The sequence below is a fragment of the Synechococcus sp. BS56D genome (assembly GCF_004332405.1).
GTDB lineage: Bacteria > Cyanobacteriota > Cyanobacteriia > PCC-6307 > Cyanobiaceae > Synechococcus_C.
Genome location: NZ_PHQU01000003.1, coordinates 303,354 through 323,501, shown reverse-complemented (window position 1 = coordinate 323,501; position 20,148 = coordinate 303,354). Strand labels below are relative to the sequence as shown.

Here is a 20,148-nt window from a genome sequence, read left to right as displayed (position 1 = left end):
GCGACTGCCTGTTCGCTGCGTCACCGGAGCCTGGGCCGACGATCAAGCAAGGTGGTGTGAATTCAAAACGACGCAATGGCTGGCAACGGCTTCGGATCGACCGGTTCCGCTGAAGGTCCTGGCAGACGTCGAAGGGACAGCAAACGCAAACCGGGTCAGTCCAACCATCAGCGTGAGCGCCAGCCCCTAGGGCGCGACCCTGAGTTCGAGGCGATCTGTGCCCGCCAGACCCTTGGGCTGGCTCTGTCCGGTCGCTTAACGGAGCAGGCGGTGAAACGTGCCCACAAAGCGCTCGCTGTGCAACACCATCCCGATAAGGGAGGTGACCCGGAGATGATGACGCGTCTGAACAATGCCCGCGACGTGCTGCTTCAGCCCGAAATGGAGGCCATCGCTGCTTGACGACAACGGTTGCCTTGCTGGGCACAGGCTTGCTTGGTGCAGCGATTGCTCAGCGTCTCTTATCTCAGGGCATCAGCCTGCGTGTTTGGAATCGCAACCCTGACCGCTGCCGATTGCTGGCGGAAGCCGGTGCGCAGGTCGTTGGCGATCCTGCGGAGGCTGCTCAGGGGGTCGCCACTGTGATCACGGTGCTTCGCGATGGTCCAGTCACAGCTGAGGTGGTGACTCGGATTGGAGCGCTTGGGGGAGCCTGCCTGATGCCGATGGGCACCATGGGGATCAGTGAAAGCGTGGCGCTGGCCGCTCAGGCTCGCGTGCAAGGGGGCCTCTATCTCGAAGCGCCCGTGCTCGGTAGCCGCCCGGAGGCCCTGGCGGGCACTCTTTTGGTGATGGCAGGGGGAGACCAGGAGACCTTCGCGCGCCAGAGCTCTCTGCTTGCTCACCTGTCCGCCCAGCCCCGTCTGATGGGAGCTGTGGGCACCGGTGCCGCTGCCAAGCTCGCGCTCAACCAGTTGATTGCAAGCCTCACCCACGGTTATTCCCTAGCCCTGCGACTGGTTCAGGCTTCCGGGCTGGATGTGGAGCGTTTCATGGAGGTATTGCGGCCATCGGCGCTCTACGCCCCCACCGTCGATAAAAAGCTTGAACGGATGCAGTCGCACCACTACGACGACCCCAACTTCAGCACCGCCCTTCTGCGTAAGGATCTTCAGCTCTTCTTGAGGGAGGCGGCCCTCGCCGGGGTGAATGCCCACGGTCTTGATGGTCTGGCGGCTCTGCTTGCAGGCGCCGAGGGAACACCTCTTGATTCCGGCGATTATTCAGCTCTGCATGAGCTGACCCAGGCATCGGACTGATGCTGATGTCTCGTTGGATCGACGGTCTCCATAGGCTGAGCCCCCTTCCCCACCCCTTCGGGGCCTGACTGATGCACCGTCCCGACGCTGATCGCCTGCGCGCTCTGTTCACCAAGCCTTACGGCAAGCCCGCTCCCTCCGAGGCCCAGTGGCGGGAGCTTTACGACGATGCTGTGCATTTTCAGGATCCCACCCAGGAGAAGCACGGGATCGCTGCCTATATCGCAGCTCAGGACGGGCTCATTCAGCGCTGTGACGATGTGTTCCTGGCGCCTGCTGCGATTGCGATCGAGGGGGACACCGCCTTTGTGGAATGGGAGATGGGGCTGAAGATCAAAGGGATTGAGTTCCTCTACCCGGGCACCAGCCGCCTCCAGTTCAATGCTGAGGGCAAGGTCGTGGACCATCGTGATTACTTCGATTTTGTTGGACCGACCTTTGCCCCGGTGCCTGTGATCGGCGGTTTTGTGCGCTGGCTATACCGTCGCTTCGTTGCCTGAGATTTGATTTCTGAAAAAAATCTGAAAACGCCCTGGTTTTGTGTTGGTTCCGACAACTCTGCTCGACAGGTCCCCCCCACTGTGGTGAGAGCTTCTGATCGATCCATGCAGGACTGCCTTTACAGCAACACCACTCCGAAAATGGTGGTGTTGAAGTGTATCGGTGACAACCGATTTTATCTGGAGAAGGTGGTCATGCCCGCGGAAACGTATTGGTTCAACGCTCCTAAGGATTCCAGGGTGGAGATCTGGCAGATGGCGATGAATGGTCAGCTGCTCAGCATGCGATCGGATGTCAGTGAGTACGCCGTGACCGAAGCCGCACAGGAAGCTGCAAGCGAAGCGGTGCAAGCCAGCTACATCGCTGGCCAACCCGCTGCCGCCTGACGTTCTCCTCAGTTGGTGGGCAGCGTGAACCCGCTTTGCATGTGTTTCACGTCAAGCATCACGTAGGTGAGCCAAAGCAGCACGGCGGCGATCCCAGATCCCGCCGCTACCTTGGCGACGTTGCGCATCACCAGTTCCAGCAGACTCATTTCGCGCATCGTTCAGCCATCGGTGGACGCCCATCCTGCTCGATTTAGGCTGGGGTATGGCTGATTCCGCCCAGAGACAACAGATCGAACAGGAGCTGGATCATGCCCGCGAGCTGGGGCGCTGGCCCAGTGACGATGAGCTTGTCGCCCGCGCGCAGGAACAGGATCAGTTGCGTGTGAAGGAGCAAACGGAGCTGCACCACAGGGGAAAGCTTCTAGCGCTCACCGTGGTCTGTCTCCTGATTCCGCCCCTTTGGCCTCTGGCATTTGGCCTCAGTCTCTATCTGCTGTTTCCCCGCAGCACCCGCCGCATCGCCATGGCAGCAGGCTTGGGGCTTTCCCTGCTGCTGATTCTGTTGATCGGCCTCAGTGCAGGGCTTGTGATCTGGTTGTGCCTTCTTCTCTTTTGATGCTGCTGCTGGTGGTGGCATCCCGCGCTGGAGCCACTGTGATTCACAGGCCGCTCTGTGATGGCCCTCTTTTGGTGGGCCACTACTTCTCCGGTTCCAATGTGTTCTGTCTCTCCACCGAGTTGATCCACACCGAGGACCAGGTGGTGGAAACCATCAGCCATGAATTAGTGCATGTAGCTCAGGATTGCGCAGGCGGTGGCATTGCCTCTGACCGCTACGCCCTGCTGCTTTCCAAGGAGAAGCCCAGTGTGGAGGCAGCAGAACGGGAGGCCTATGCGTTGGAATCCGATCCTGAGCAGGTGATGGCGCTGGTGCGCCGTCATTGTTATGGCTCGTCGGCTGAGTAGCGGTTTGCCTCCGACTCGTTTCTGTTCAAGTTGCGGGCCATCGCCAGGGCATTGGATGAACTCTGCAACTGCTGGTTGAGGATCCAGTTGGTGGCAGCTTTTTGGGTTTGCCAGGCCTGGAGTAATTGTTTGGCGAGATCGCGCAGTTGCCCTGGGTCGGTGGTGGCATCGAGGGCGCGGTTGAACTGCTCCACATGAAAGAGCTGCTCGGTGGTGAACTGAATTCCCGACGACATGATCAGCCTCCTGAGGATGGCGTGAATGTATCGAGCGGGCACTGTGGAGCTGTAGCAATGGCCACCCAGACGGGTGAATGTCAGTGTTTCGGGTTGTTAATGAGCTCGCGCTTGTGCTGATTGACGGTCAGATTGAAAAGGTTGCTTGCTGTTCATGCGACTGACTTGGTCCCAGCATCTGCAGGCCGCTCGCACCCTGGAAACTTCTGGTCTCACTGAGCTTGGATCCAGTCTTTCCCTCATGGGAATGGCGTTGTTGATGTTGGTCGAAGACCTTCTTGACCAGGAGATGTGTCAGCAGAACGCTGGTCGTCCATGCCGCTGACTCCCGAGCTGCAGCAGCGTGTGGTCAGCTTCGTGCTCCGAGGTTTGCGAATCGGAGCCAGCACCGTTGCGATTCTCGAGCTTCTCCGCTCCGACTGGCGTGGGGGACTGGCGGCAAGTTTGGCCTGGCTTGTGTTTGTGCAGGTGGAGCGTCGCCGCCGACCGCTTGCGCAGGACGTCGATCAGATTCAGTCACAGATCGAGGGGCCGAATCGCTGAAGCAGCGCTTGTAGAGCCTCAGAGCTGCGGCAGAATCATTTCAGCAGAAGCTCGCTTCTGCTTGGTGAACCGGATGGCGGGCGTGAGACACCCGCCTTTTTTGTGCCTGATCTCGTTCCATCAAAAAGGGCCCCGAAACGGAGCCCTGGATGATTGGCAGTGACTGGTTGAATCAGACGCTGTAACGAACGCCGCGGTAGCGAAGCTCCGAGGGTTTCTGGGGCTTCTGGGCCGTGTGATGGGCGTCGATGTACTCAACGCCCCTGTAGGCCTTGGCCATCAGTCGCTGGGCTTCTTTCAGCGCCTCCGCTTTGCGGATGCGGTTGCGGGTGAGATCGAGGGTGTTCATGGTTGAACTCCACAGTGCCCACGCCCCCGTTGCCTGGCGCGGAACGAACTGCAGCCCGAAGTAGGGCTCAACGTGGTTCAAGCATAGCGACTGTCTGTAGCAATGGCTACTGATTTTTGTTTTGGTTCAGCCCGTTACACAGTGCTTGTTCAGCTGTGTTTGCTTTCAGCGACGGCCAGGGCAGCAGCAGGATCGCCGCTGAGATCGGCCTTGAGGAATGCTGGCGTTTCAGGGAGAGCTAGATGCAGGGCCTCTTCCCGATGCAGATCCACCTCGATCTGATCGCATTGCAGGTCCAGGACGTGGCCGGCGTGTTGCCGGTCATCGGTCAGTAGATGCAGATGGAATCCAGGCACGTTGATCGTGCGGGCATAGCTGGGGGTCCAAAACCCAACCAGGGTGCCGTTCACCCCTTCCTGCTGGAATTCGGCCTGATGGGAGGTGGCGCTGACAAGGTCTGTGCCTGCTTCAGCGCGACAGGCCACCCGGTAACGGATGGAGTTGAAGTGCCCACGCAGACGCAAACCGACGAACAGGTTGTCGTTGTCGCGCAGTGCATCGAGGCGCTGAGTCAGGTCCTCCCATCCCTTGATGTTGCTCAACTGCGCTGTCTTGTCTGCGTGGAAGCGGGTGGTCACCCAGAACGGGGCTTCAGCATCGGCAGGTGCTTCGCGCACACTGCCGTCGCTGCGGGCTTGCCAGCAGACTCCATCAAGCATGATGCCCTCGCCATCGAGGCCGTCGTAGGTCCCGAGGCCGAAGTCGCCATGTTTCAGGATTTCGGCAACGGTGACGCAGCCCTGGTAGACGCCCTGGACGAGAGCGCCCGAGGTGGAGACCTGATAAAGGGTGTGATGTTCCAGGTCGAGGGATTCGCTCAGCAGGCTTCGCACGAGGTGGGATGGAGATTCGCCACGTTGCCTACTCTCTTCGCACAGGGCCTGCCAGAGGCCTGCACCAAGGCGCAGGCTCAGGGTGTGCCCGAGGTCGGGATGGGTTGTCATGGTGTGGGATAGGCGGTCGTGTTCAGTGAATGAAGTCCTGGTAGACGTCCTGCATCAAACGCTGGTTCTTTGAGTAGTCGACCGGGATGTCGATCAGCACGGGCACGTCCTGTTGCAGCCCCTCACGGATCAGGGGAAGCAGTTGGTCGGGGTCATCGATTCGGTGGCCGCGGCAGCCGAAGCACTCAGCGAATTTCACAACGTCGTAGTCGCCGAGCTTCACGCCGGAAACTCGCCCGTAATGGGCTTCTTCCTGGAATTCCACCATGTTGTAGGAGTGGCTGTTCCAGATCAGATGCACGAATCGGCTGCCGATCCTTTTGGCCGTTTCCAGTTCGGTGGCTGTGAACAGGAAACCGCCATCCCCTGATACGGAGAGGATTGGAGCATCGGGATAGAGCAACCGCGCCGCCATCGCCCAGGGCAGGGCAACCCCGAGGGTCTGCTGGCCGTTGCTCACCAGCACCTGACGGGCATGCTGGGCAGGTACATAGCGATTCATCCAGATGTAATGGGAGCCAACATCCAGGGCCAGAATCGTTTCAGGAGTAATCACCTGTTGGATGTCGTGCACCACCCTCAGGGGAGGGACCGGGCATCCGCCCATCTGGGCCCCCTCGGCCACGGTGCTGTGCAGTTCCGCCATGCGCTCAGCGGCTGATCGGCGGAAGTCCTCCTCCACCGTCAGCTTCAACATCCCCTGTAAAGCCTCGAGGCTGGCGCCAATGTCACCGATCAGCTCCACTTCGGGGATGAAGGCCTGGTCCTGATCTGGTGCCACCACATCAGCGGCAATCAAGGGGCGGGGGTTGCCGGTGTTCCAGAGGCTCGGATCAAATTCCACGGCATCAAAGCCGATCGTGATCACGGCATCTGCTTCGTCGAGTAATTTGTCGGCCGGTTGGTTGCGAAACAGACCCACCCGACCGGCGAAGTGCTCGGGGACAACCCAGCGGCCAGGCCCCTGAAACGTGGAGCAATACGGAATCGCGGCGGCCTGCAAAAAGCGCTGGAGGGGCTCGGCTAGCTGGGGTGAAGACGCTTGCATGCCCAGCAAAGCGATCGGCTTGCGGCTGGTGTTGAGGACCTCTGCAGCCCGCTGCAATGCCGCCACTGGGGCGGGTCCAATCGAGTGGGACTGCCCCCAGGCGCCAGGTGGCAGTGCATCCAATGTCGCCAGCCCTACATCCTTGGGCAGACCGAGATACACCGCTCCGGGGCGCCCACTTTCCGCAGCACGCACCGCATTGCCAAACACCTCCGGCAGGTCATGCACGGTGAGCGCGGATTGAGAAAACTTCGTCACTGGACGCATGACATCCACACCGTCCAGTGCCTGGTGGGTGTGTTTGAAGCGGTCATCGAGGGGCACTTCACCGCCGATGGCCAGCACTGGATCACCCTCCGATGTGGCGGTGGCCAGACCCGTCACCAAGTTGGTGACACCGGGGCCAGAGGTCACCAGGCACACACCGATTGTTCCAGTAAGCCGACCGAAGGCCTGGGCCATGAACGCGGCATTCTGTTCATGACGGCAGAGCACCAGCTCGATCGGTGAATCGAGCAGGGCGATGAACATGCTGTCGACCTTGGCTCCTGGGATGCCGAAGACATGGGTAACACCGTGGTTCTCGAGCAATTTGACGAGGGCCTGGGCTCCATTCATTGATGCGTGTTGGTCGCTGATGATCTCTTAGCTACGACGATTCCTTTTGCCTGTGTCGCGTCCCAGCGAGCGTCCCACCAAGATCTGTGCCGTTTGCGGGCGACCCTTTCAGTGGCGGCGCAAGTGGAAGGATGTTTGGGATGAAGTGCGCTACTGCTCAGAGCGGTGCCGCCGCGATCGCAATCGTCAGGGCAAGCCCAGTTCAGAGCTCAATCCTGGCTAGAGGCACCACAGGTCTGCGGATACTCAGGATCACGGCCTCGAGCTGGGATGGCGAAGCGCTCGCGCACCATCTCGAGAGGATCGGCGAAATGATCCCAGGGGTCGATGTCACGGATCAGATCGGTCTTCACATGACTGCCGTGCTCAAGCCCAGCGAAGACTCGATCAGGGTCTAGTTGGCCGAATTCACCAGGGATGAAAGGCGAGGCGCCGATCCCCAGCTCGAATTCCGCCATGGCGAACATCAGCACGTCGAAGGGATCCAGGCGCTCGAAGCCGGCCTGGAATCCCACCACCCCACCTTCTTCTGCTGCCGTGGTGCCGTATCCGCCCAGCACATGACAGCAATCGTGACGGAACACGGGCACCGGCGGTCCGCCCACATCCCCGGGGAAGCTGAACTGGTTGATACGGATGAAGTCGGCATAGGCCTTGCCAAAGCTTCCGGAGGGGTAGTCGTTCAGGCTTTGGAATCGCTTAAGGGTCGAGTCGTCGCGATGGCCGCTCAGCACCTTCAAGGTTGCCGCGAGCATCGGCAGGCCTCCATCGCGCAATGTGGCCCGTGCGGCATCGCGCACGAAGCTTCGGCGTACCAGGTCCAGGCGCACCAAGGCTTGCCGGTCGTGCATCACATGCCGGTAGCTGATCACTGGAGCGGCATCAACCCGGAAGGCTTTGGCTGTGCGTTCCAGCAGCTCGAGAGCCTCGCGGCTTGGTTCTCCGTCGAACATCGCCACCAGGGTCATGCCGCGCAAAATGCGTTCCCGCCATTCCGGATCTGCATCAATGCTGGTGATGCCTGCCGCCATGGCCTCCGGCTCCAGGCTGGGGAGCGCGCTCAACTCCATGTTGCTGGTCATCAGCAGGTGATCGCGGATGCCCTCAATCGCCCTGAGGGCTCGAGTTGAAGGGGTGCCGTGCAGCCGAGCCACGGTCATCAGGCAGGGCAACCCTGCGGTGGCCAAGCGAGTGCGCAAGTCCTTGGGGAGCGCACGCCCAGGCTGGATGCTCACAACAACAAGGGCCGCAGTTCCCCTGTCGATAGCTAAGGCAACCCTGCGGTGCATAAAAATCCCCCGGTTTCAGCCGGGGGTGACCTCAGTCGGTGATGTGCCCCATCACCCGACCCTGAAGTGGACGCTAGAGCGAATGTCGCGTCTTGCCATCCACCTGATCTACCAATAGACCTGGTGTGTGGCCTCGCGCAAGTACCAGATCTGGTGTGATGAGCGCCTTGTGAGCAGCGATCGCGTCGGTGTTTTTGGACTCGCTCAGGCGAGGGCCGCCCTTGCCCCCAGATCTGGCGTGGACGGTTGCGCCACTGGCTGGGCTGGGCGTCCGCCTCGGCGCCAGGTTCGCTGGATGGCGGCGTGCACTTCCCGGGCGCGAGTGCGTTGGGGCATGCGGCGCTGTTCCAGAAAAAGGCCGTCGTTGCACGCGAGGCGGACGAGGATCAGGAGTTGAATGGAGAGGGCACGCATGCTCGCGCCATGACTTGTTGCATGGAATCGAGCTCTGCGTTGAGCGGGCGTAGCGGATGCGCCCATTTCATAAAAAAGCCCCGCCAAAGGCAGGGCTCCAATGCGCTTCCGTTCCGGACGTCTGACCTTGTTTCGACTCCGGTGCGGTTAAGCACTCCTCACGGTCCGACTGTGACGCCCTGGCTGGCACTGTGCCAGTTGGCTGTGGACGGTTTGGGTGTCGGCTGATTTTGTGATGTTATGTGGGTGCAAATTTTTCTATTTCGTTGACAGCGAGCCTTGGAAGGAATGTGTTCTTGCAGAAGTTTGTAAAGATTCATCCTGAATACCCCGCTCGCCCTTGTGCCGCTTGTCTGACTGGCTTCTAATGAGGGAAAGGGGTATGGAGGTTTGCATGAATCATGTCGATTGGTTGGGTTCACTTTCTCTTGTTTTGCTGATGATTGGAATGACGATGGCTGGCTATCGGATGAATCATCCGCTTCACTAGACTAAGGGCGACTTGTTGTTGAGGTGCGGATCAATCTGTCCAGCCTGAGTTGATGTTGTTGGCTGGTGAGTTGTCGATAGGCAAGTGCAACAATGCTGGTTACACCAAGGGCTGTTGCTGAGGCGATCATGAACAGAATCACGATCTGGTAGCGCACTGCATTGGCCGGGGATGCACCCTCCAGGATCTGGCCGGTCATCATTCCTGGCAGGCTCACTAGGCCCATCACCATCATGGAATTGATGGTGGGAATCATTGCGACGCGAATGGCCTCACGCACGATCGGACGGCAGGCCTCCCATCGGGTTGCCCCCAAGGCGAGCCAGCACTCCAGGCTGTTTCGTTGACTGAGCATGCGTTCCATCAGGGTGTCGAGGCCTAGTGAAATCGCGTTGAGGATGTTGCCGAGCACCATGCCCAGCAGTGGAATCCAGTATTGAGCCGTGCTCCAGGGCCTCACTTGGATGATGCCGTTCATTGCCACTCCGGTAACCAGCGCGGCGGCTGCGGTCGTGCTCAGAAAGCTCTGCCAGTAGACGCCGGAGAAACGATGGCGAGTGCGCTGCACGGCAGAGAGGCTGGCGATCAGGGCCATCAGCAGTGACAGCGCCAGGATCAGACCGGGGTTCTGTTGCTGAAACAGCCACTGCAGTACTTGACCGATCAGGAGCAGTTGCACCACCATCCGGAGCGATGCCAGGAGGAGCGGCCGGCCCAGGCCAAGCTTCAACACCGATGACAGGCCGATGTTGATCAGGATCAGGGCGGCGGCTCCTGCGAGCTGCAGGTTGCTGATCGGCAGGGCTCCAGGGCTCATGGCAGCTCCAGTACCCGATTGCAAAAGCGTTGGATTTGTCCTGAATCGTGACTTGTGAGGACGCAGGCTCTGCTTCCCGCTTGAAGCCACTGCTCGAGCAAAGCCTCCAGGGCGAGCGTCGTGGCATGGTCGAGGGATGCGCTGCATTCATCGAGCAGCAGGATCGCAGGATCCAGTTGCAGGGCTCGGATCAGATTCAGCACTTGCAGTTCGCCGCCTGAAAGCTGTTCTGCATCCCAGTCGAGAAACTCGGCAGGTCGGCCGAGCTGCTCTAGCCAGTCCAGCACCCTGTTTCGATCCCATGGGTGTCGTTGTCGATGTTCTTGCCATTGGAGCGGTGATCGCAGGTTTTGCTCGACCGATCCGGGCATCACGGCACAGCGCTGGGGCACCAGCATCACCGTCGAGCGCCACCGCGGCATGCTGATCTCCTCTGCTCTGCGGCCTTGGCAGCGCAGTTCACCCGTTTGAAGGGGATCGAGCTGGGCCAGTGCGCGCAACAACAACGTCTTGCCGGCGCCGGAGGGGGCAACCAAGCCAAGGCGATCGCCGGGCTTGAGGTTGAGGTCGAGGTGGCTCCACAGCGGGCGAGCTTGATGGGAGCACTGCAACCCAATGGCTGACAACAAGGACGTGCCGTGTTCAGACGTGCTCATGTCTGGCTGCCATCGTTGAGCTCACCTGTGGGCCAATTCTGCACCTGATGAAGCTGTTGTGATTGGCAGCCATTGCTACGTCTCTGATGGCGAAGCTCAGCGATGCTCCTGTTGGTGAATGCGTCTCCTGGAGCTCTGCCGTTGGTGGAGCTTTTTTTTGGCTCGATGCTCGATTTCGATTTGTATGGCTATCACTATCGATGTGTCCTCATGGAACTCGATGGTTGATGAAGCGGCTCGTCAGCGCGCTCTTCAGGCGCTGCGACGAAAGCGCAGTCTCAAACACCAGCTGCGTCTCTATGTGATCGTCAACGCCATCCTTGTGCTCGTTTGGCTGGGCAGCGGTCGTGGATCTTTCTGGCCGATTTATCCCATCGCTTTTTGGGGGATCTCGCTGTTGATCCAGGGATGGAGTGCCAGTCATCCAGATCGGGAGTTCAGCGAAGAGGAGATTGCTCGGGAGATGGAGCGCTCCTGACGGATAGGGCGATGGAGCTTCAGCCCACGCCCACCACCTCTCCGGTGCCGGTGCTGGTGAGGGACAGGATCATCAGCAGAAGCACGATGGAGGCTGACACCATCACCACCGGCCAAATCTGGGATTCGCTGTTCATCGTTGCAAGCAAGTAAGGAACGATTCGCCGGTAGCACCTTCTTTAGCGTTGATTCAATGGATGCGCCCAAGATGGAGGCGGCGGAGGCTTCGGTGACACGCTTGCGTTACAAATTTGCGTTAACAACGTGCCGTTTTGCCTCTTGCTTGGCGGTTGGTCTCCTCGGTGTTGCTTTGTTGTCGGCGTGCTCTCCTGATCGCAGGGCGGACCTGAGGCGGCAGCCGGATGGCCTTGCACGTCGCCCCCGGGTGCTCACCACCTTCACCGTGCTGGCCGATCTGGCTCGACAGGTTGCAGGGGATCGACTGGATGTGCAGTCCATTACTCGGATCGGCGCCGAGATCCATGGCTATGAGCCCACTCCCAGCGACATCGAGCGGGCCTCCAGGGCCGATCTGATCGTGGAGAATGGACTCGGCCTCGAGCGCTGGGCCCAGCGCTACATCGCTGCGGCGGGAGATGTGCCCACCGTGACGCTGTCCAAAGGGATGGAGCCGATCCTCATCGAGGCGGATGCCTACGCGGGCAAGCCCAACCCCCATGCCTGGATGTCACCGAAGCGAGCCCAGGTGTATGTGGATCGCCTGGTGGAGGCTTTCAGCAACCTCGATCCCGCTGGACGCTCCACGTTTCAGCAGAACGGAGCGGCCTACAAGCAACGCCTGCAAGCACTGGATCAAGAGCTCGGTCAGGCCCTGGCCGGGATTCCCGCCCATCAACGGGTTTTGGTCACCTGTGAGGGTGCGTTCAGCTACCTCGCCCGCGACTATGGCCTCGAAGAAGCCTACCTATGGCCCGTCAATGCCGAGAGTCAGATCACCCCCCGTCGCATGGTGCAGTTGATCGAGACCGTGCGTGCGCGGCAGGTGCCGGCAGTGTTCTGTGAAACCACCGTGAGCGATAAGGCTCAACGGGAGGTGGCCCGGGCCAGCGGAGCCCGTTTTGGTGGCAGCTTTTATGTGGATTCACTCTCCGAGCCCGATGGCCCTGCCGGCAGCCTGATCGATCTGCAACGCCACAACGTGAGACTGCTAATCGAAGGACTGAATCCTGCCAAGATGGACCCTTGAGAGGTAGGGGGCCTACCGGTGGGTTCCAATCGCATCGACGCCGACCAGCTCTGCGTGGAATACAACGGCAACGTTGCTCTCTTTGACGCATCGCTGCATTTGCCCCCTGGCTGCATTTGCGGCCTCGTGGGCATGAATGGTGCGGGTAAATCCACCCTGTTCAAGGCGCTGACGGGTTTTCTGCGGCCGAGTCGGGGGCGGATCCGGATCAATGGCCTGAGGGTGAGCGAAGCCCAGCGGGAGCAGGCGGTGGCCTACGTGCCCCAGAGCGAGGGGGTCGACTGTGCCTTCCCCGTGTCGGTGTGGGATGTGGTGATGATGGGCCGTTATGGCGCCATGAACCTGCTGCGCATTCCCAGCCAGGCCGATCGGGTGGCGGTGCGTGAGGCCCTGAGCCGGGTTGACTTGCTCGATCTGCGCCACCGGCCGATCGGTGCCCTCTCTGGTGGTCAGCGCAAGCGTGCGTTTTTGGCCCGGGCCATCGCCCAGGGGGCCTCGGTGCTGTTACTTGATGAGCCCTTCAACGGGGTGGATGTCCGCACCGAGAAGCTGATGGCGGAGCTGTTTCTTCAGTTCCGCCGCGAGGGGCGCACCATCCTGATCTCCACCCATGACCTCAGCCATGTCCGCGACTTCTGTGATCTGGTGGTGCTGATCAACAAGACCGTGCTGGCCTATGGCGAGACCTCGGAGGTGTTCACTCCGGAGAACCTGTCCCTTGCCTTCGGCGGGCTCCCCCCGGATCTGCTGACAGGGAATAGTTCGGAGACGCTTCCTGACGACTGATCACCGGCATGCGTGCTGTTTTTTGCAGCGGTCGGATCGGTTTAGGGTTCTTGCGATCTCATCGAACAGTGAGCTTCCGTCATGCGCCTTCCTCAACTTGGCCTGCCCATTGGCGTAGCACTGACCTTGATCCCGGCGGGGCCCGCTCTGGCTCAAAAAGAAATCCCCAAAGCGCCTGGCCATGACCAGTGCCCCCTTGGTTATGTCAACACCCTTGGCAGCACCTGCGTTTCACCGGTTTACTACGAGGTCACGCCGACCAACGGCCAAGCTTGCCCATCCGGTTGGATGAACATCGGAGCCGGTTATTGCAAGAAGAAGACGCTCGGGATCTTCTGATTGATGGATTGGTTGCTGGAACCCCTTCGTCATGACTTCATGGTGCGGGCTCTGCTGGTGAGTGCCCTCGTCGGTGCCGTCTGCGGTCTGCTCTCCTGTTACATGACCCTGAAGGGTTGGGCACTGATGGGTGATGCCGTCTCCCATGCGGTGCTGCCTGGGGTGGTGCTCGCCTACGCGCTCGGACTTCCCTTCTCCCTAGGGGCGTTCGTGTTTGGCGTGGGCTCCGTGGCCGCGATCGGGTTCGTGAAACAGAAGTCACGCATCAAGGAAGACACGGTGATCGGTCTTGTCTTCACCGGTTTCTTTGCGCTTGGGCTGGTGCTCGTGTCCAAGACCCGCAGCAATATCGACCTCACCCACATTCTTTTCGGCAACGTGCTCGGCATCTCTGCCGCTGACATTCAGCAGACCCTGCTCATCTCGTCCGTGGTCTGCGCGGTCCTGCTGCTCTTGCGACGGGATCTGCTGCTGTTCTGTTTCGATCCCACCCATGCCCGCTCAATCGGGATCAACACGGGCTTGCTGCACTACCTGCTGCTCTCGATCCTGTCGTTGGCAGCTGTGGCCGGCTTACAGACCGTTGGCATCATCCTTGTGGTGGCCATGCTCGTGACCCCTGGAGCGACGGCTTATCTACTCACGGATCGCTTCGACCGCATGACCTGGTTGGCGGTGGGCAGCAGTGTGCTCTCGAGTTTGGCGGGTGTGTTTCTGAGCTACTGGAGCGACAGTTCAACGGCTGGATGCATTGTTCTGGTTCAGACCGGCCTGTTTCTTGTCGCCTTCCTGTTTGCCCCAGCCCATGGAATCCTTCGTCAGCGTGCTGGGGTGTCCGGCAATAGTCCATAGGCGCCACCGGCCTTCAGAATGAGCTCCATCAGCTCTGTCTGCGCGTTCCCATGGTCTCTGTCCTGCGTCGTTCATCTCTGACTTTGCTGCTCGGTGGTGGTCTCCTGCTCAGTTCCCTTGCGGTCCGTGCCCATCACGTGCCTGGCGATGACCACACCGGCACCATGATCAGCGCTGGTGAAGCTCCAGCGGCGAAGCCATCCACCACCCCTAAGCAGCCGCTTAAGGCCCTTTACGACACCAAGGCAGAAGCAGAGGCCGCCGCTCCTCTGTTCAACTGCAAGGGGGCTCACGCCATGGGGAGCAAGTGGATGCCCTGCAGTGGACACAATCATGGCGGTGCTGCCCATTCCGCCCATTGAGCCTTGAGCTAGAACAGGGTGTCTCGGTTCCGGTGGGGATCAGCCACCGGAGGTAACGGGGAAAGATGGTGTCAATCCATCGCTGTCCCGCAGCTGTGAACCATCGGAGCTCCGGCCCTGATGGCAGTCAGAACGCCCGCCGGGGTTTCCATCGACGAGGATCGACTTGAACCTTTCCCGCTTCTCCGGTGCCTCCCGCGGTATCGGTCTGATCGGGGGCAGTGCCCTGTTGCTATTGAGCTTGGCTGCCCCTGCTCTCGCCCATCATCCCTTTGGCATGCCTGAGGGGTCCGATCTCAATGCCTGGCAGGGACTGATGAGCGGTATCGGTCACCCCTTGCTGGGTCCCGACCATCTGCTCTTCCTGCTGGCGATCGGCTTCATCGGACTCCGGCGTCCTGTGGCCTGGGTGCTGCCTCTGCTGGCCATGGGTCTCTTGGGGGCTTCGCTTTCTCTGGCCCTGCCTCTCGCCAGCAATCTGCAGCCGATGGCGGAAGCACTGGTGGCACTCAGCCTTGCCCTCGAAGGACTGATCGCCCTTGGCTGCCTGCCCAGCGTTTTGCTCCTGCCCGTGATGGGTTGTCACGGTTATCTGCTCGGGGGCATGGTCGTGGGTGCTGAGGCCACACCGCTGTTCGCCTATTTCTTCGGCCTGTTTCTGGGGCAGGCTGCGTTGCTGCTCGCCGTTTGCCTCGGCTCGAGGCGCTGGATCGCCGCCATCGGAGAGAACGGTCGACGTCTGGCTGCCGGCATCTGGATTGGCATCGGTGCCGCTTTTGCCTGGACGGCCCTCGTGGCCTGACGTGACCGCGTTGTTTTCGTCTGCTTCTCCCATGGTTCTTCTCAATAAGCGCCGCCTGCTCCTGCCGGTCGGACTGACCGCCGCCCTGGTCTCCCTGGTTGCGTCTCCCTCTGCCCAGGCCCACGGCGAAGCCTCCGGTGGTCTGATCGCCGGTGTCGCTCACCCGCTGCTGGGACTCGATCACCTGGTCATGCTGGTGGCGGTCGGCACCGTTGCTGCTGCCCTCTCCACGCGCCTTGTGCTCTGGGCCCTGGTTGGTGCCCTGCTGGGTGCCGTGGTCGGGTTTGGTGGTTTAGCGGTTCCTGCCGCTGAAATCCTCGCCTCCCTGGCGATCGCTGCGGTGGGGCTGGTGCTTTTGGCGCCCGCCCGTCTTGCGGACGTGGCGGGTCCGTTGGTTTCTGGTGGCATCGCGATCCACGCCATGCTCCATGGCTTGGAAGCCCCCCGTGATCAGGGCAGCCTGCTCTGGTGGGCGGGTGCCCTGCTCGCATCAGCCCTGGTGGTGGGTGTCACCACCGTGTTGATGCAACGCGTTTCCGCTCCTCTTCTGCGTCGCGCCGGTGCGATGTTTGTGGTTCTCGGCGGTGGCTTGCTGCTGTTGCCGGTGGTGATCAGCGCCTGATCGCGTTGAAGAGCAAGGTCAGAGCAGGGCTGGATTGAGTCGACTCGGCCGGTAGCTGAGCAGGAAGGCATCGTCTCCTGCTCGCACCGCCGTGATGCAGTCGGTGCCAGTGTTCCAGACCCACGCCTGTTGTAGTGCCTTCCCTTCCGTGTCCACGGTGGTGCTGACCGGGGCTCCATAGCGGGAGCGCAGGCCAGCCAGCACTTCCGTCATGGCATCCGGCTCCAGCTCATAGGCGAGCTGCTTGAGCCCTTGATCACCTAGCTGGAGACGCAGGCGCTTGACGGGAATCGCTCCGATGGTCAAACCATGGGCCTCAAGCGTGCGATCACTCGCCTCTGTGAGCGCAACTCCCAGTCGCTCTTCCAGGTGGGAGCGTTCCATTCCCCAATCGAGGCCCGGCACGCAGGCGTTGGCTGCGGCCGGCTGCAGCCAGAGCATCAGCGTGCAAACCATCCCGATCAGCAGGTGCAGGCAGCGTCGACCCATGGATCGGTTCGCATGGCAGTTCATCTCTGGACCTTAAGGAGAGCCAACCGCTCTGTCTGCAGGGTGTGATGTCGGCTTGGTGACAAATCGATGCCATCGTTCGACTTTTGCTTGGAGCGGCTCGGCAACAGAGCCAACATTGTCGACATCGTCACTGGGCTGCTCATGCGTCTCCTTCTCTCCTTTGTCCTTGCTCTCTGCATCGGTTTGTTTGCTCCCCTGAGCGCCTCAGCGGCGGATTCCGCCCTGGGGGCCAAGGTGTTTTCCGCCAACTGTGCCGCCTGTCATGCCGGCGGCGGCAACATCGTCAACGGCGAGCGCACCTTGAAACAGGCGGATCTCCAGAGCTACCTGGCCCAATACTCCAATGGTCATGAGAGCGCCATCGTTGCCCAGGTGACCTACGGCCGCAACGCGATGCCCGCCTTCATCGATACGCTCACAGAGAATCAGATCTCCGATGTCGCGGCCTATGTGGAGGAGCAGGCGAGCAACGGCTGGAGCTGAGTTCGATGAGGCGGCCTGATGGTCGCTCTGTCCACCGCCTGGGCGATCTTTCAGGGCTTGTTGCTGGAAGCTTTGCCGTTTTTATTGTTAGGCGTCGCTATTTCTGCTCTAGCCCGCTGGTTGTTGCCTCAGACCGGTTGGATCCGCTTGCTGCCCCGCAACCCCCTGCTGGCGCCAGTGGTGGGAGCCCTGATGGGGTTTGCTCTGCCGGCGTGTGAATGCGGCAATGTTCCTGTCGCCAGGCGGTTGATCGCTAGCGGTGCACCCTTGGGCACCGGCTTCGGTTTTTTGTTTGCTGCCCCGGTGCTGAATCCGATCGTGATCGCCAGCACCTGGGCGGCGTTTCCAGACCAACCATGGCTCCTGATCGCCAGGCCCTGTGGTGCCTTCCTGATCGCGATGGCGCTCACCTTCGTGTTGCGGCCGGTGCCCGAGCACGATCTGCTAGCCGAGGCCCTGCTTGAGGAGAGGCGGATGACGCAGCCTCTTGCGCAGGTCGGCCTGCTAGAGCGCCGCAGTGGCTTGGTTGGTGTTCACGTCCGCGAAGCGCCGCTGCCATCGCCGGCACCGACTCAGCTGGATCCTGGCGAGTTGTTAGCTCACAGCAGCCGTGAGTTCCTTGATCTGCTCACCTTGTTGATTGTGGGTTGCGCGATCGCTGCCAGCGTGCAGACCTTCCTGCCCAGAAGCTGGCTGCTGGCGGTTGGGGAAGCGCCGACGCTCTCGATCTTCGCCCTGATGGTGATGGCGGTCGTGATTTCGGTGTGCTCCAGTGTCGATGCTTTTCTGGCCTTGGGATTCGCGGCCCAGGTCACGCCTGGGGCCCTGCTCGCCTTTCTGCTTCTCGGTCCGGTGGTGGATCTCAAGCTCGCTGGATTGTTCACGGTGGTGCTCAAGCCCCGGGCGATTGCAATGACGGCATTGGCGGCTGCGATGGTCGTGCTTTTGATGGGGCAATGGGTCAATCTGCTGCTTTTGTGAGGGGGGTGGCAGCGATGGCTCCTTCACTGCTTTTGGCGCTCTGGGGGTGGCTGTTGCTTTGGAGCGGTTGGTCCGGTCGTCTCTCTCTACTCCTCAGGGAGGCGTTTCACCCTCTGGTCAACCTTGCCGGCGCTCTGTTGCTCGCCCTTGCCGTTCTCTGGTGGCTGCCCATCGGGCGGCGGCGCCGACCTCAGGCCCTGCGCTCGCGAGCGAGTGGAGTTGTGCCCTGGCACTGGTTGTTGAGCGCTGGGGCGGCAGCTGCGGTGCTGGCCTTTCCACCGGCACCCTCCTTCAGTGACCTGGCGGCCACCCGGCCTACGGCGCTGCCCGAGGGCCCGTCCCTGATGTTCCATCTGCCCCCTGAGCAACGCAGCCTCACCGAGTGGGTGCGCTTGCTGCGCAGTCAGCCTGATCCCGCTCTGCATGATGGGTCACCGGTGCGGATCAGTGGATTCGTTCTGGAGCGTGCCGGGGAGCCGCCCCAGCTGGCGCGTTTGCTGGTGCGCTGTTGTCTTGCTGATGCCACACCAGCCGGCTTGGATGTGGCCTGGCCCGGTGGGGTGGCGCCAGCGGTGAATCAGTGGCTGGAAATTGAAGGCACCATGACGGTGAAGAACGTGGAAGGTCGACAGAGACCGGTGGTGGTGCCGGAGAGGATCAAGCCGATCCCGCGACCGGACCGGCCCCTCGAGCCATGAGGCAGGCGCTGTTCCTGCTGCTGATCGCTTCCGGCGGGTTGGCGATCGTCCAGCAGCAGATCCTGCTGCGTCAACCGCCTCATCTCGAGAGCATCGCACCGGCGCCGGTGCATTCCGCTGCCGCTGCGCTCGACCTGCGGTTCAGTCGTCCGATGCGCATGACGTCTGTTGTGCAGCGCAGTCGGATGCAGCCCGATCGCCCCCATCGCTTTCAGGGAGAGCAACGGTTGTTCCGGTTGCTGCTTGATCTGAAGCAGCCGCTGCGTCAACCCTTGCTGCTCGAGTTGGGCGGTGAAGACAACCGCGGTCTTCCCCTGCGCAAAACGACGTGGTGGTGGGATCCACGCCCCCATCTGCTGGTGGTGGCCCGCACGCCCCAGGGGGAACAACTGCGGTTGCGTCGCCATGACGGCACCTGGGTGCCCCTCAGCGGCTTGCATCCGCGCATCCTGCAGGTGGAGCCCATTGGCCAAGGCGCTGGCGTGGCCTATGTCAGTGCTGATGCTCAGGGCTATCAGCGAGGTTGGTTGCAACGGTTGAAGTCCCGCGCATTGGTGCCGGCCCTGAAGCGTCCGTCGTTTCCGGAGCGGGAGCAGGCATTTCCGCTCACAGCCCCTGCCCAGATGTTTGTGCACCTGAGCGCCGACCGTCAGGGAGATCTACTCATTCAGACCGGTGGTCAAGAGCCTGGCAGTGATCAGATCACTCTGTTGGAACGGAAGGGTCGTCGTCGATTGCTCGATGTCAAACCGTCGGGCACGATGCAGCTCCTGCCGAGTGGTGGGGCCGTGGTCCTCCCGACCGACAACGGTCTTGCCCTGGCTTCGTTGGAGGCGTTGCTGTCGGCGGATGGTGGCACGGAGCGGCGGCAGCAGCTCCTGCCAGGCAGCAGGGATCTGCGCGCCTTCTGCAGTGGGGCCAGACGGGCGGTGTTAGTGCGTCACTGGCCCGACTACCGGCGTTCCCTGGAGTTGGTGATTCCGTCTCAGGCTCCCCGCCAGCTCTGGTTGGGGGAGCAAGCGGTGATGGCGGCCAGTTGTGATGCGATGGGCACACGCATCTGGATGGTGCTGCGAGAAGGGGGCGTGATGAGTTCGGATACCTTGCTGCAGCTCGATCAGCAGGGCCAAGTGACGGGCCGGCGTTCCCTGGCTCCGTGGTCGCTGGAGAGCGGAACATCCCTCGGTTTTGATCCGTTGGGGCAACAGCTGTTGCTCACCCTGCGCAAGGGAGTGGAGGGGGTGGCTCAACCGGCCTTGATCAGCCTTGCGGGGCTCCAGCTCACTGTGCTCGATCAACCGGTGGCGCTTGCCCGCTGGCTGCCCTAAGGCAAGCCGCGATGCCTGACCAGTCGCTGGATCATTGCCCAGGAGCCGAGGGTGACCTTGATGGCCACCAGGGCGTTGAGCAGCGGGATCCAGCCGCCGCTGAGCAGGGCTCCGAAACGCCCCTGGGGCAGCTCGAGCCCAGCCAGAAAGTGACAGGGCCGGGCAACCAATGGCACAGC

General features: G+C 61.3%; 30 protein-coding genes, 1 pseudogene and 1 riboswitch. Of the genes and pseudogenes, 20 read left to right on the top strand and 11 right to left on the bottom strand.

Features of this window, described 5'->3' with window-relative positions; genetic code table 11:
- The first annotated feature begins 75 nt into the window (after nt 1-75).
- From CWE17_RS06560 to CWE17_RS06545, 4 genes are all read left to right on the top strand, one after another.
- Nucleotides 76-402 (top strand): molecular chaperone DnaJ, encoded by a 327-nt coding sequence (locus tag CWE17_RS06560; protein ID WP_131455542.1) that lies wholly within the window; start codon nt 76-78, stop codon nt 400-402.
- Nucleotides 399-1,259: an NAD(P)-dependent oxidoreductase gene (locus CWE17_RS06555; RefSeq protein WP_131455541.1), complete on the top strand. Its 861-nt coding sequence runs from the start codon at nt 399-401 to the stop codon at nt 1,257-1,259. Before CWE17_RS06560 ends, CWE17_RS06555 begins: the two co-directional genes overlap by 4 nt.
- A gap of 71 nt (nt 1,260-1,330) precedes the next feature.
- Nucleotides 1,331-1,759 (top strand): nuclear transport factor 2 family protein, encoded by a 429-nt coding sequence (locus tag CWE17_RS06550; protein ID WP_131455540.1) that lies wholly within the window; start codon nt 1,331-1,333, stop codon nt 1,757-1,759.
- A gap of 105 nt (nt 1,760-1,864) precedes the next feature.
- Nucleotides 1,865-2,146 carry a DUF1830 domain-containing protein gene (locus tag CWE17_RS06545; protein WP_131455539.1) on the top strand — a complete coding sequence of 94 codons (282 nt, stop codon included), beginning with the start codon at nt 1,865-1,867 and terminating at the stop codon, nt 2,144-2,146.
- A gap of 8 nt (nt 2,147-2,154) precedes the next feature.
- On the opposite strand, the gene CWE17_RS12225 is transcribed toward CWE17_RS06545, so the two are convergent.
- Nucleotides 2,155-2,304, bottom strand: a complete 150-nt coding sequence (locus CWE17_RS12225) for a hypothetical protein (protein WP_164498743.1) — start codon at nt 2,302-2,304, stop codon at nt 2,155-2,157.
- A gap of 47 nt (nt 2,305-2,351) precedes the next feature.
- Here CWE17_RS12225 and CWE17_RS06540 point away from each other — a divergent pair, with 47 nt between their 5' ends.
- Together CWE17_RS06540 and CWE17_RS06535 are read left to right on the top strand one after the other, a co-directional pair.
- Nucleotides 2,352-2,705: a hypothetical protein gene (locus tag CWE17_RS06540; protein WP_131455538.1), complete on the top strand. Its 354-nt coding sequence runs from the start codon at nt 2,352-2,354 to the stop codon at nt 2,703-2,705.
- Nucleotides 2,687-3,055 carry a hypothetical protein gene (locus CWE17_RS06535; RefSeq protein WP_131455537.1) on the top strand — a complete coding sequence of 123 codons (369 nt, stop codon included), beginning with the start codon at nt 2,687-2,689 and terminating at the stop codon, nt 3,053-3,055. Before CWE17_RS06540 ends, CWE17_RS06535 begins: the two co-directional genes overlap by 19 nt.
- Here CWE17_RS06535 and CWE17_RS06530 read toward each other — a convergent pair.
- Complete coding sequence (locus CWE17_RS06530; RefSeq protein WP_131455536.1) at nt 3,034-3,291, bottom strand: hypothetical protein; 258 nt, start codon at nt 3,289-3,291, stop codon at nt 3,034-3,036. The genes CWE17_RS06535 and CWE17_RS06530 overlap by 22 nt on opposite strands.
- Before the next feature lie 315 nt (nt 3,292-3,606).
- Between CWE17_RS06530 and CWE17_RS06525 the strand changes: the two genes are divergently transcribed.
- A complete protein-coding gene (locus CWE17_RS06525; protein WP_131455535.1) occupies nt 3,607-3,834 on the top strand; it encodes a hypothetical protein in 228 nt (75 codons plus the stop codon).
- Between the two features lie 172 nt (nt 3,835-4,006).
- Here the strand turns inward: CWE17_RS06525 and CWE17_RS06520 are convergent, their stop codons facing one another.
- The 3 genes from CWE17_RS06520 to alsS all read right to left on the bottom strand — a co-directional run bounded on the left by CWE17_RS06520 (nt 4,007) and on the right by alsS (nt 6,853).
- Nucleotides 4,007-4,183 carry a DUF4278 domain-containing protein gene (locus tag CWE17_RS06520; RefSeq protein ID WP_131455534.1) on the bottom strand — a complete coding sequence of 59 codons (177 nt, stop codon included), beginning with the start codon at nt 4,181-4,183 and terminating at the stop codon, nt 4,007-4,009.
- Nucleotides 4,184-4,332: 149 nt separating this feature from the next.
- A complete protein-coding gene (budA, locus tag CWE17_RS06515) occupies nt 4,333-5,187 on the bottom strand; it encodes an acetolactate decarboxylase (protein ID WP_131455533.1) in 855 nt (284 codons plus the stop codon).
- A gap of 22 nt (nt 5,188-5,209) precedes the next feature.
- Nucleotides 5,210-6,853 (bottom strand): acetolactate synthase AlsS, encoded by a 1,644-nt coding sequence (gene alsS / locus CWE17_RS06510; RefSeq protein ID WP_131455532.1) that lies wholly within the window; start codon nt 6,851-6,853, stop codon nt 5,210-5,212.
- Nucleotides 6,854-6,905: 52 nt separating this feature from the next.
- Between alsS and CWE17_RS12425 the strand changes: the two genes are divergently transcribed.
- Nucleotides 6,906-7,076 carry a DUF2256 domain-containing protein gene (locus tag CWE17_RS12425; RefSeq protein WP_131455531.1) on the top strand — a complete coding sequence of 57 codons (171 nt, stop codon included), beginning with the start codon at nt 6,906-6,908 and terminating at the stop codon, nt 7,074-7,076.
- Here CWE17_RS12425 and CWE17_RS06500 read toward each other — a convergent pair.
- The 4 genes from CWE17_RS06500 to CWE17_RS06485 form a co-directional block, all read right to left on the bottom strand.
- Nucleotides 7,063-8,052, bottom strand: coding sequence for a TerB family tellurite resistance protein (locus tag CWE17_RS06500; protein ID WP_240789281.1), 990 nt, complete (start codon nt 8,050-8,052; stop codon nt 7,063-7,065). The two genes, CWE17_RS12425 and CWE17_RS06500, sit on opposite strands and share 14 nt — an antisense overlap.
- 294 nt (nt 8,053-8,346) lie before the next feature.
- Nucleotides 8,347-8,556, bottom strand: coding sequence for a hypothetical protein (locus CWE17_RS06495; protein WP_131455529.1), 210 nt, complete (start codon nt 8,554-8,556; stop codon nt 8,347-8,349).
- A 491-nt stretch (nt 8,557-9,047) separates the two neighbouring features.
- Entirely contained in the window at nt 9,048-9,863 is an 816-nt protein-coding gene (gene fetB, locus CWE17_RS06490) for an iron export ABC transporter permease subunit FetB (protein WP_131455528.1), read from the bottom strand.
- Nucleotides 9,860-10,519, bottom strand: coding sequence for an ATP-binding cassette domain-containing protein (locus tag CWE17_RS06485; protein WP_131455527.1), 660 nt, complete (start codon nt 10,517-10,519; stop codon nt 9,860-9,862). Before CWE17_RS06485 ends, fetB begins: the two co-directional genes overlap by 4 nt.
- Nucleotides 10,520-10,703: 184 nt before the next feature.
- Here CWE17_RS06485 and CWE17_RS06480 point away from each other — a divergent pair, with 184 nt between their 5' ends.
- The 8 genes from CWE17_RS06480 to CWE17_RS06445 all read left to right on the top strand — a co-directional run bounded on the left by CWE17_RS06480 (nt 10,704) and on the right by CWE17_RS06445 (nt 15,966).
- Complete coding sequence (locus CWE17_RS06480) at nt 10,704-10,997, top strand: 2TM domain-containing protein (protein WP_240789280.1); 294 nt, start codon at nt 10,704-10,706, stop codon at nt 10,995-10,997.
- A 207-nt stretch (nt 10,998-11,204) separates the two neighbouring features.
- Complete coding sequence (locus tag CWE17_RS06475; protein WP_131455614.1) at nt 11,205-12,203, top strand: metal ABC transporter substrate-binding protein; 999 nt, start codon at nt 11,205-11,207, stop codon at nt 12,201-12,203.
- A gap of 18 nt (nt 12,204-12,221) precedes the next feature.
- On the top strand, nt 12,222-12,989 hold the full coding sequence (locus tag CWE17_RS06470) for a metal ABC transporter ATP-binding protein (protein ID WP_131455525.1): 768 nt from the start codon (nt 12,222-12,224) through the stop codon (nt 12,987-12,989).
- Between the two features lie 81 nt (nt 12,990-13,070).
- A complete protein-coding gene (locus CWE17_RS06465; protein ID WP_131455524.1) occupies nt 13,071-13,328 on the top strand; it encodes a hypothetical protein in 258 nt (85 codons plus the stop codon).
- Nucleotides 13,329-13,331: 3 nt separating this feature from the next.
- Nucleotides 13,332-14,180, top strand: coding sequence for a metal ABC transporter permease (locus tag CWE17_RS06460; protein ID WP_131455523.1), 849 nt, complete (start codon nt 13,332-13,334; stop codon nt 14,178-14,180).
- 50 nt (nt 14,181-14,230) lie between these two features.
- Complete coding sequence (locus CWE17_RS06455; protein WP_131455522.1) at nt 14,231-14,542, top strand: DUF3721 domain-containing protein; 312 nt, start codon at nt 14,231-14,233, stop codon at nt 14,540-14,542.
- A gap of 7 nt (nt 14,543-14,549) precedes the next feature.
- A riboswitch (cobalamin riboswitch) is annotated at nt 14,550-14,701 on the top strand.
- Nucleotides 14,702-14,708: 7 nt separating this feature from the next.
- Nucleotides 14,709-15,344 carry a HupE/UreJ family protein gene (locus CWE17_RS06450; protein ID WP_370318281.1) on the top strand — a complete coding sequence of 212 codons (636 nt, stop codon included), beginning with the start codon at nt 14,709-14,711 and terminating at the stop codon, nt 15,342-15,344.
- Between the two features lie 31 nt (nt 15,345-15,375).
- A complete protein-coding gene (locus tag CWE17_RS06445; protein ID WP_131455520.1) occupies nt 15,376-15,966 on the top strand; it encodes a HupE/UreJ family protein in 591 nt (196 codons plus the stop codon).
- A gap of 18 nt (nt 15,967-15,984) precedes the next feature.
- Here CWE17_RS06445 and CWE17_RS06440 read toward each other — a convergent pair whose 3' ends face one another.
- Complete coding sequence (locus CWE17_RS06440) at nt 15,985-16,455, bottom strand: hypothetical protein (RefSeq protein ID WP_131455519.1); 471 nt, start codon at nt 16,453-16,455, stop codon at nt 15,985-15,987.
- A gap of 165 nt (nt 16,456-16,620) precedes the next feature.
- Between CWE17_RS06440 and CWE17_RS06435 the strand changes: the two genes are divergently transcribed.
- The 4 genes from CWE17_RS06435 to CWE17_RS06420 are packed head-to-tail and all read left to right on the top strand — an operon-like array spanning nt 16,621 to nt 19,969.
- On the top strand, nt 16,621-16,962 hold the full coding sequence (locus CWE17_RS06435) for a c-type cytochrome (protein WP_131455613.1): 342 nt from the start codon (nt 16,621-16,623) through the stop codon (nt 16,960-16,962).
- 18 nt (nt 16,963-16,980) lie between these two features.
- Complete coding sequence (locus tag CWE17_RS06430; protein ID WP_131455518.1) at nt 16,981-17,943, top strand: permease; 963 nt, start codon at nt 16,981-16,983, stop codon at nt 17,941-17,943.
- A 14-nt stretch (nt 17,944-17,957) separates the two neighbouring features.
- On the top strand, nt 17,958-18,641 hold the full coding sequence (locus CWE17_RS06425) for a TIGR03943 family protein (RefSeq protein ID WP_240789279.1): 684 nt from the start codon (nt 17,958-17,960) through the stop codon (nt 18,639-18,641).
- Entirely contained in the window at nt 18,638-19,969 is a 1,332-nt protein-coding gene (locus CWE17_RS06420) for a hypothetical protein (RefSeq protein WP_131455516.1), read from the top strand. Before CWE17_RS06425 ends, CWE17_RS06420 begins: the two co-directional genes overlap by 4 nt.
- Here the strand turns inward: CWE17_RS06420 and CWE17_RS06415 are convergent.
- Nucleotides 19,966-20,115 (bottom strand): annotated as a pseudogene (locus tag CWE17_RS06415) (cation:proton antiporter); the annotation flags it as partial. The gene CWE17_RS06420 and the pseudogene CWE17_RS06415 sit on opposite strands and share 4 nt — an antisense overlap.
- Nucleotides 20,116-20,148: the final 33 nt, after the last annotated feature.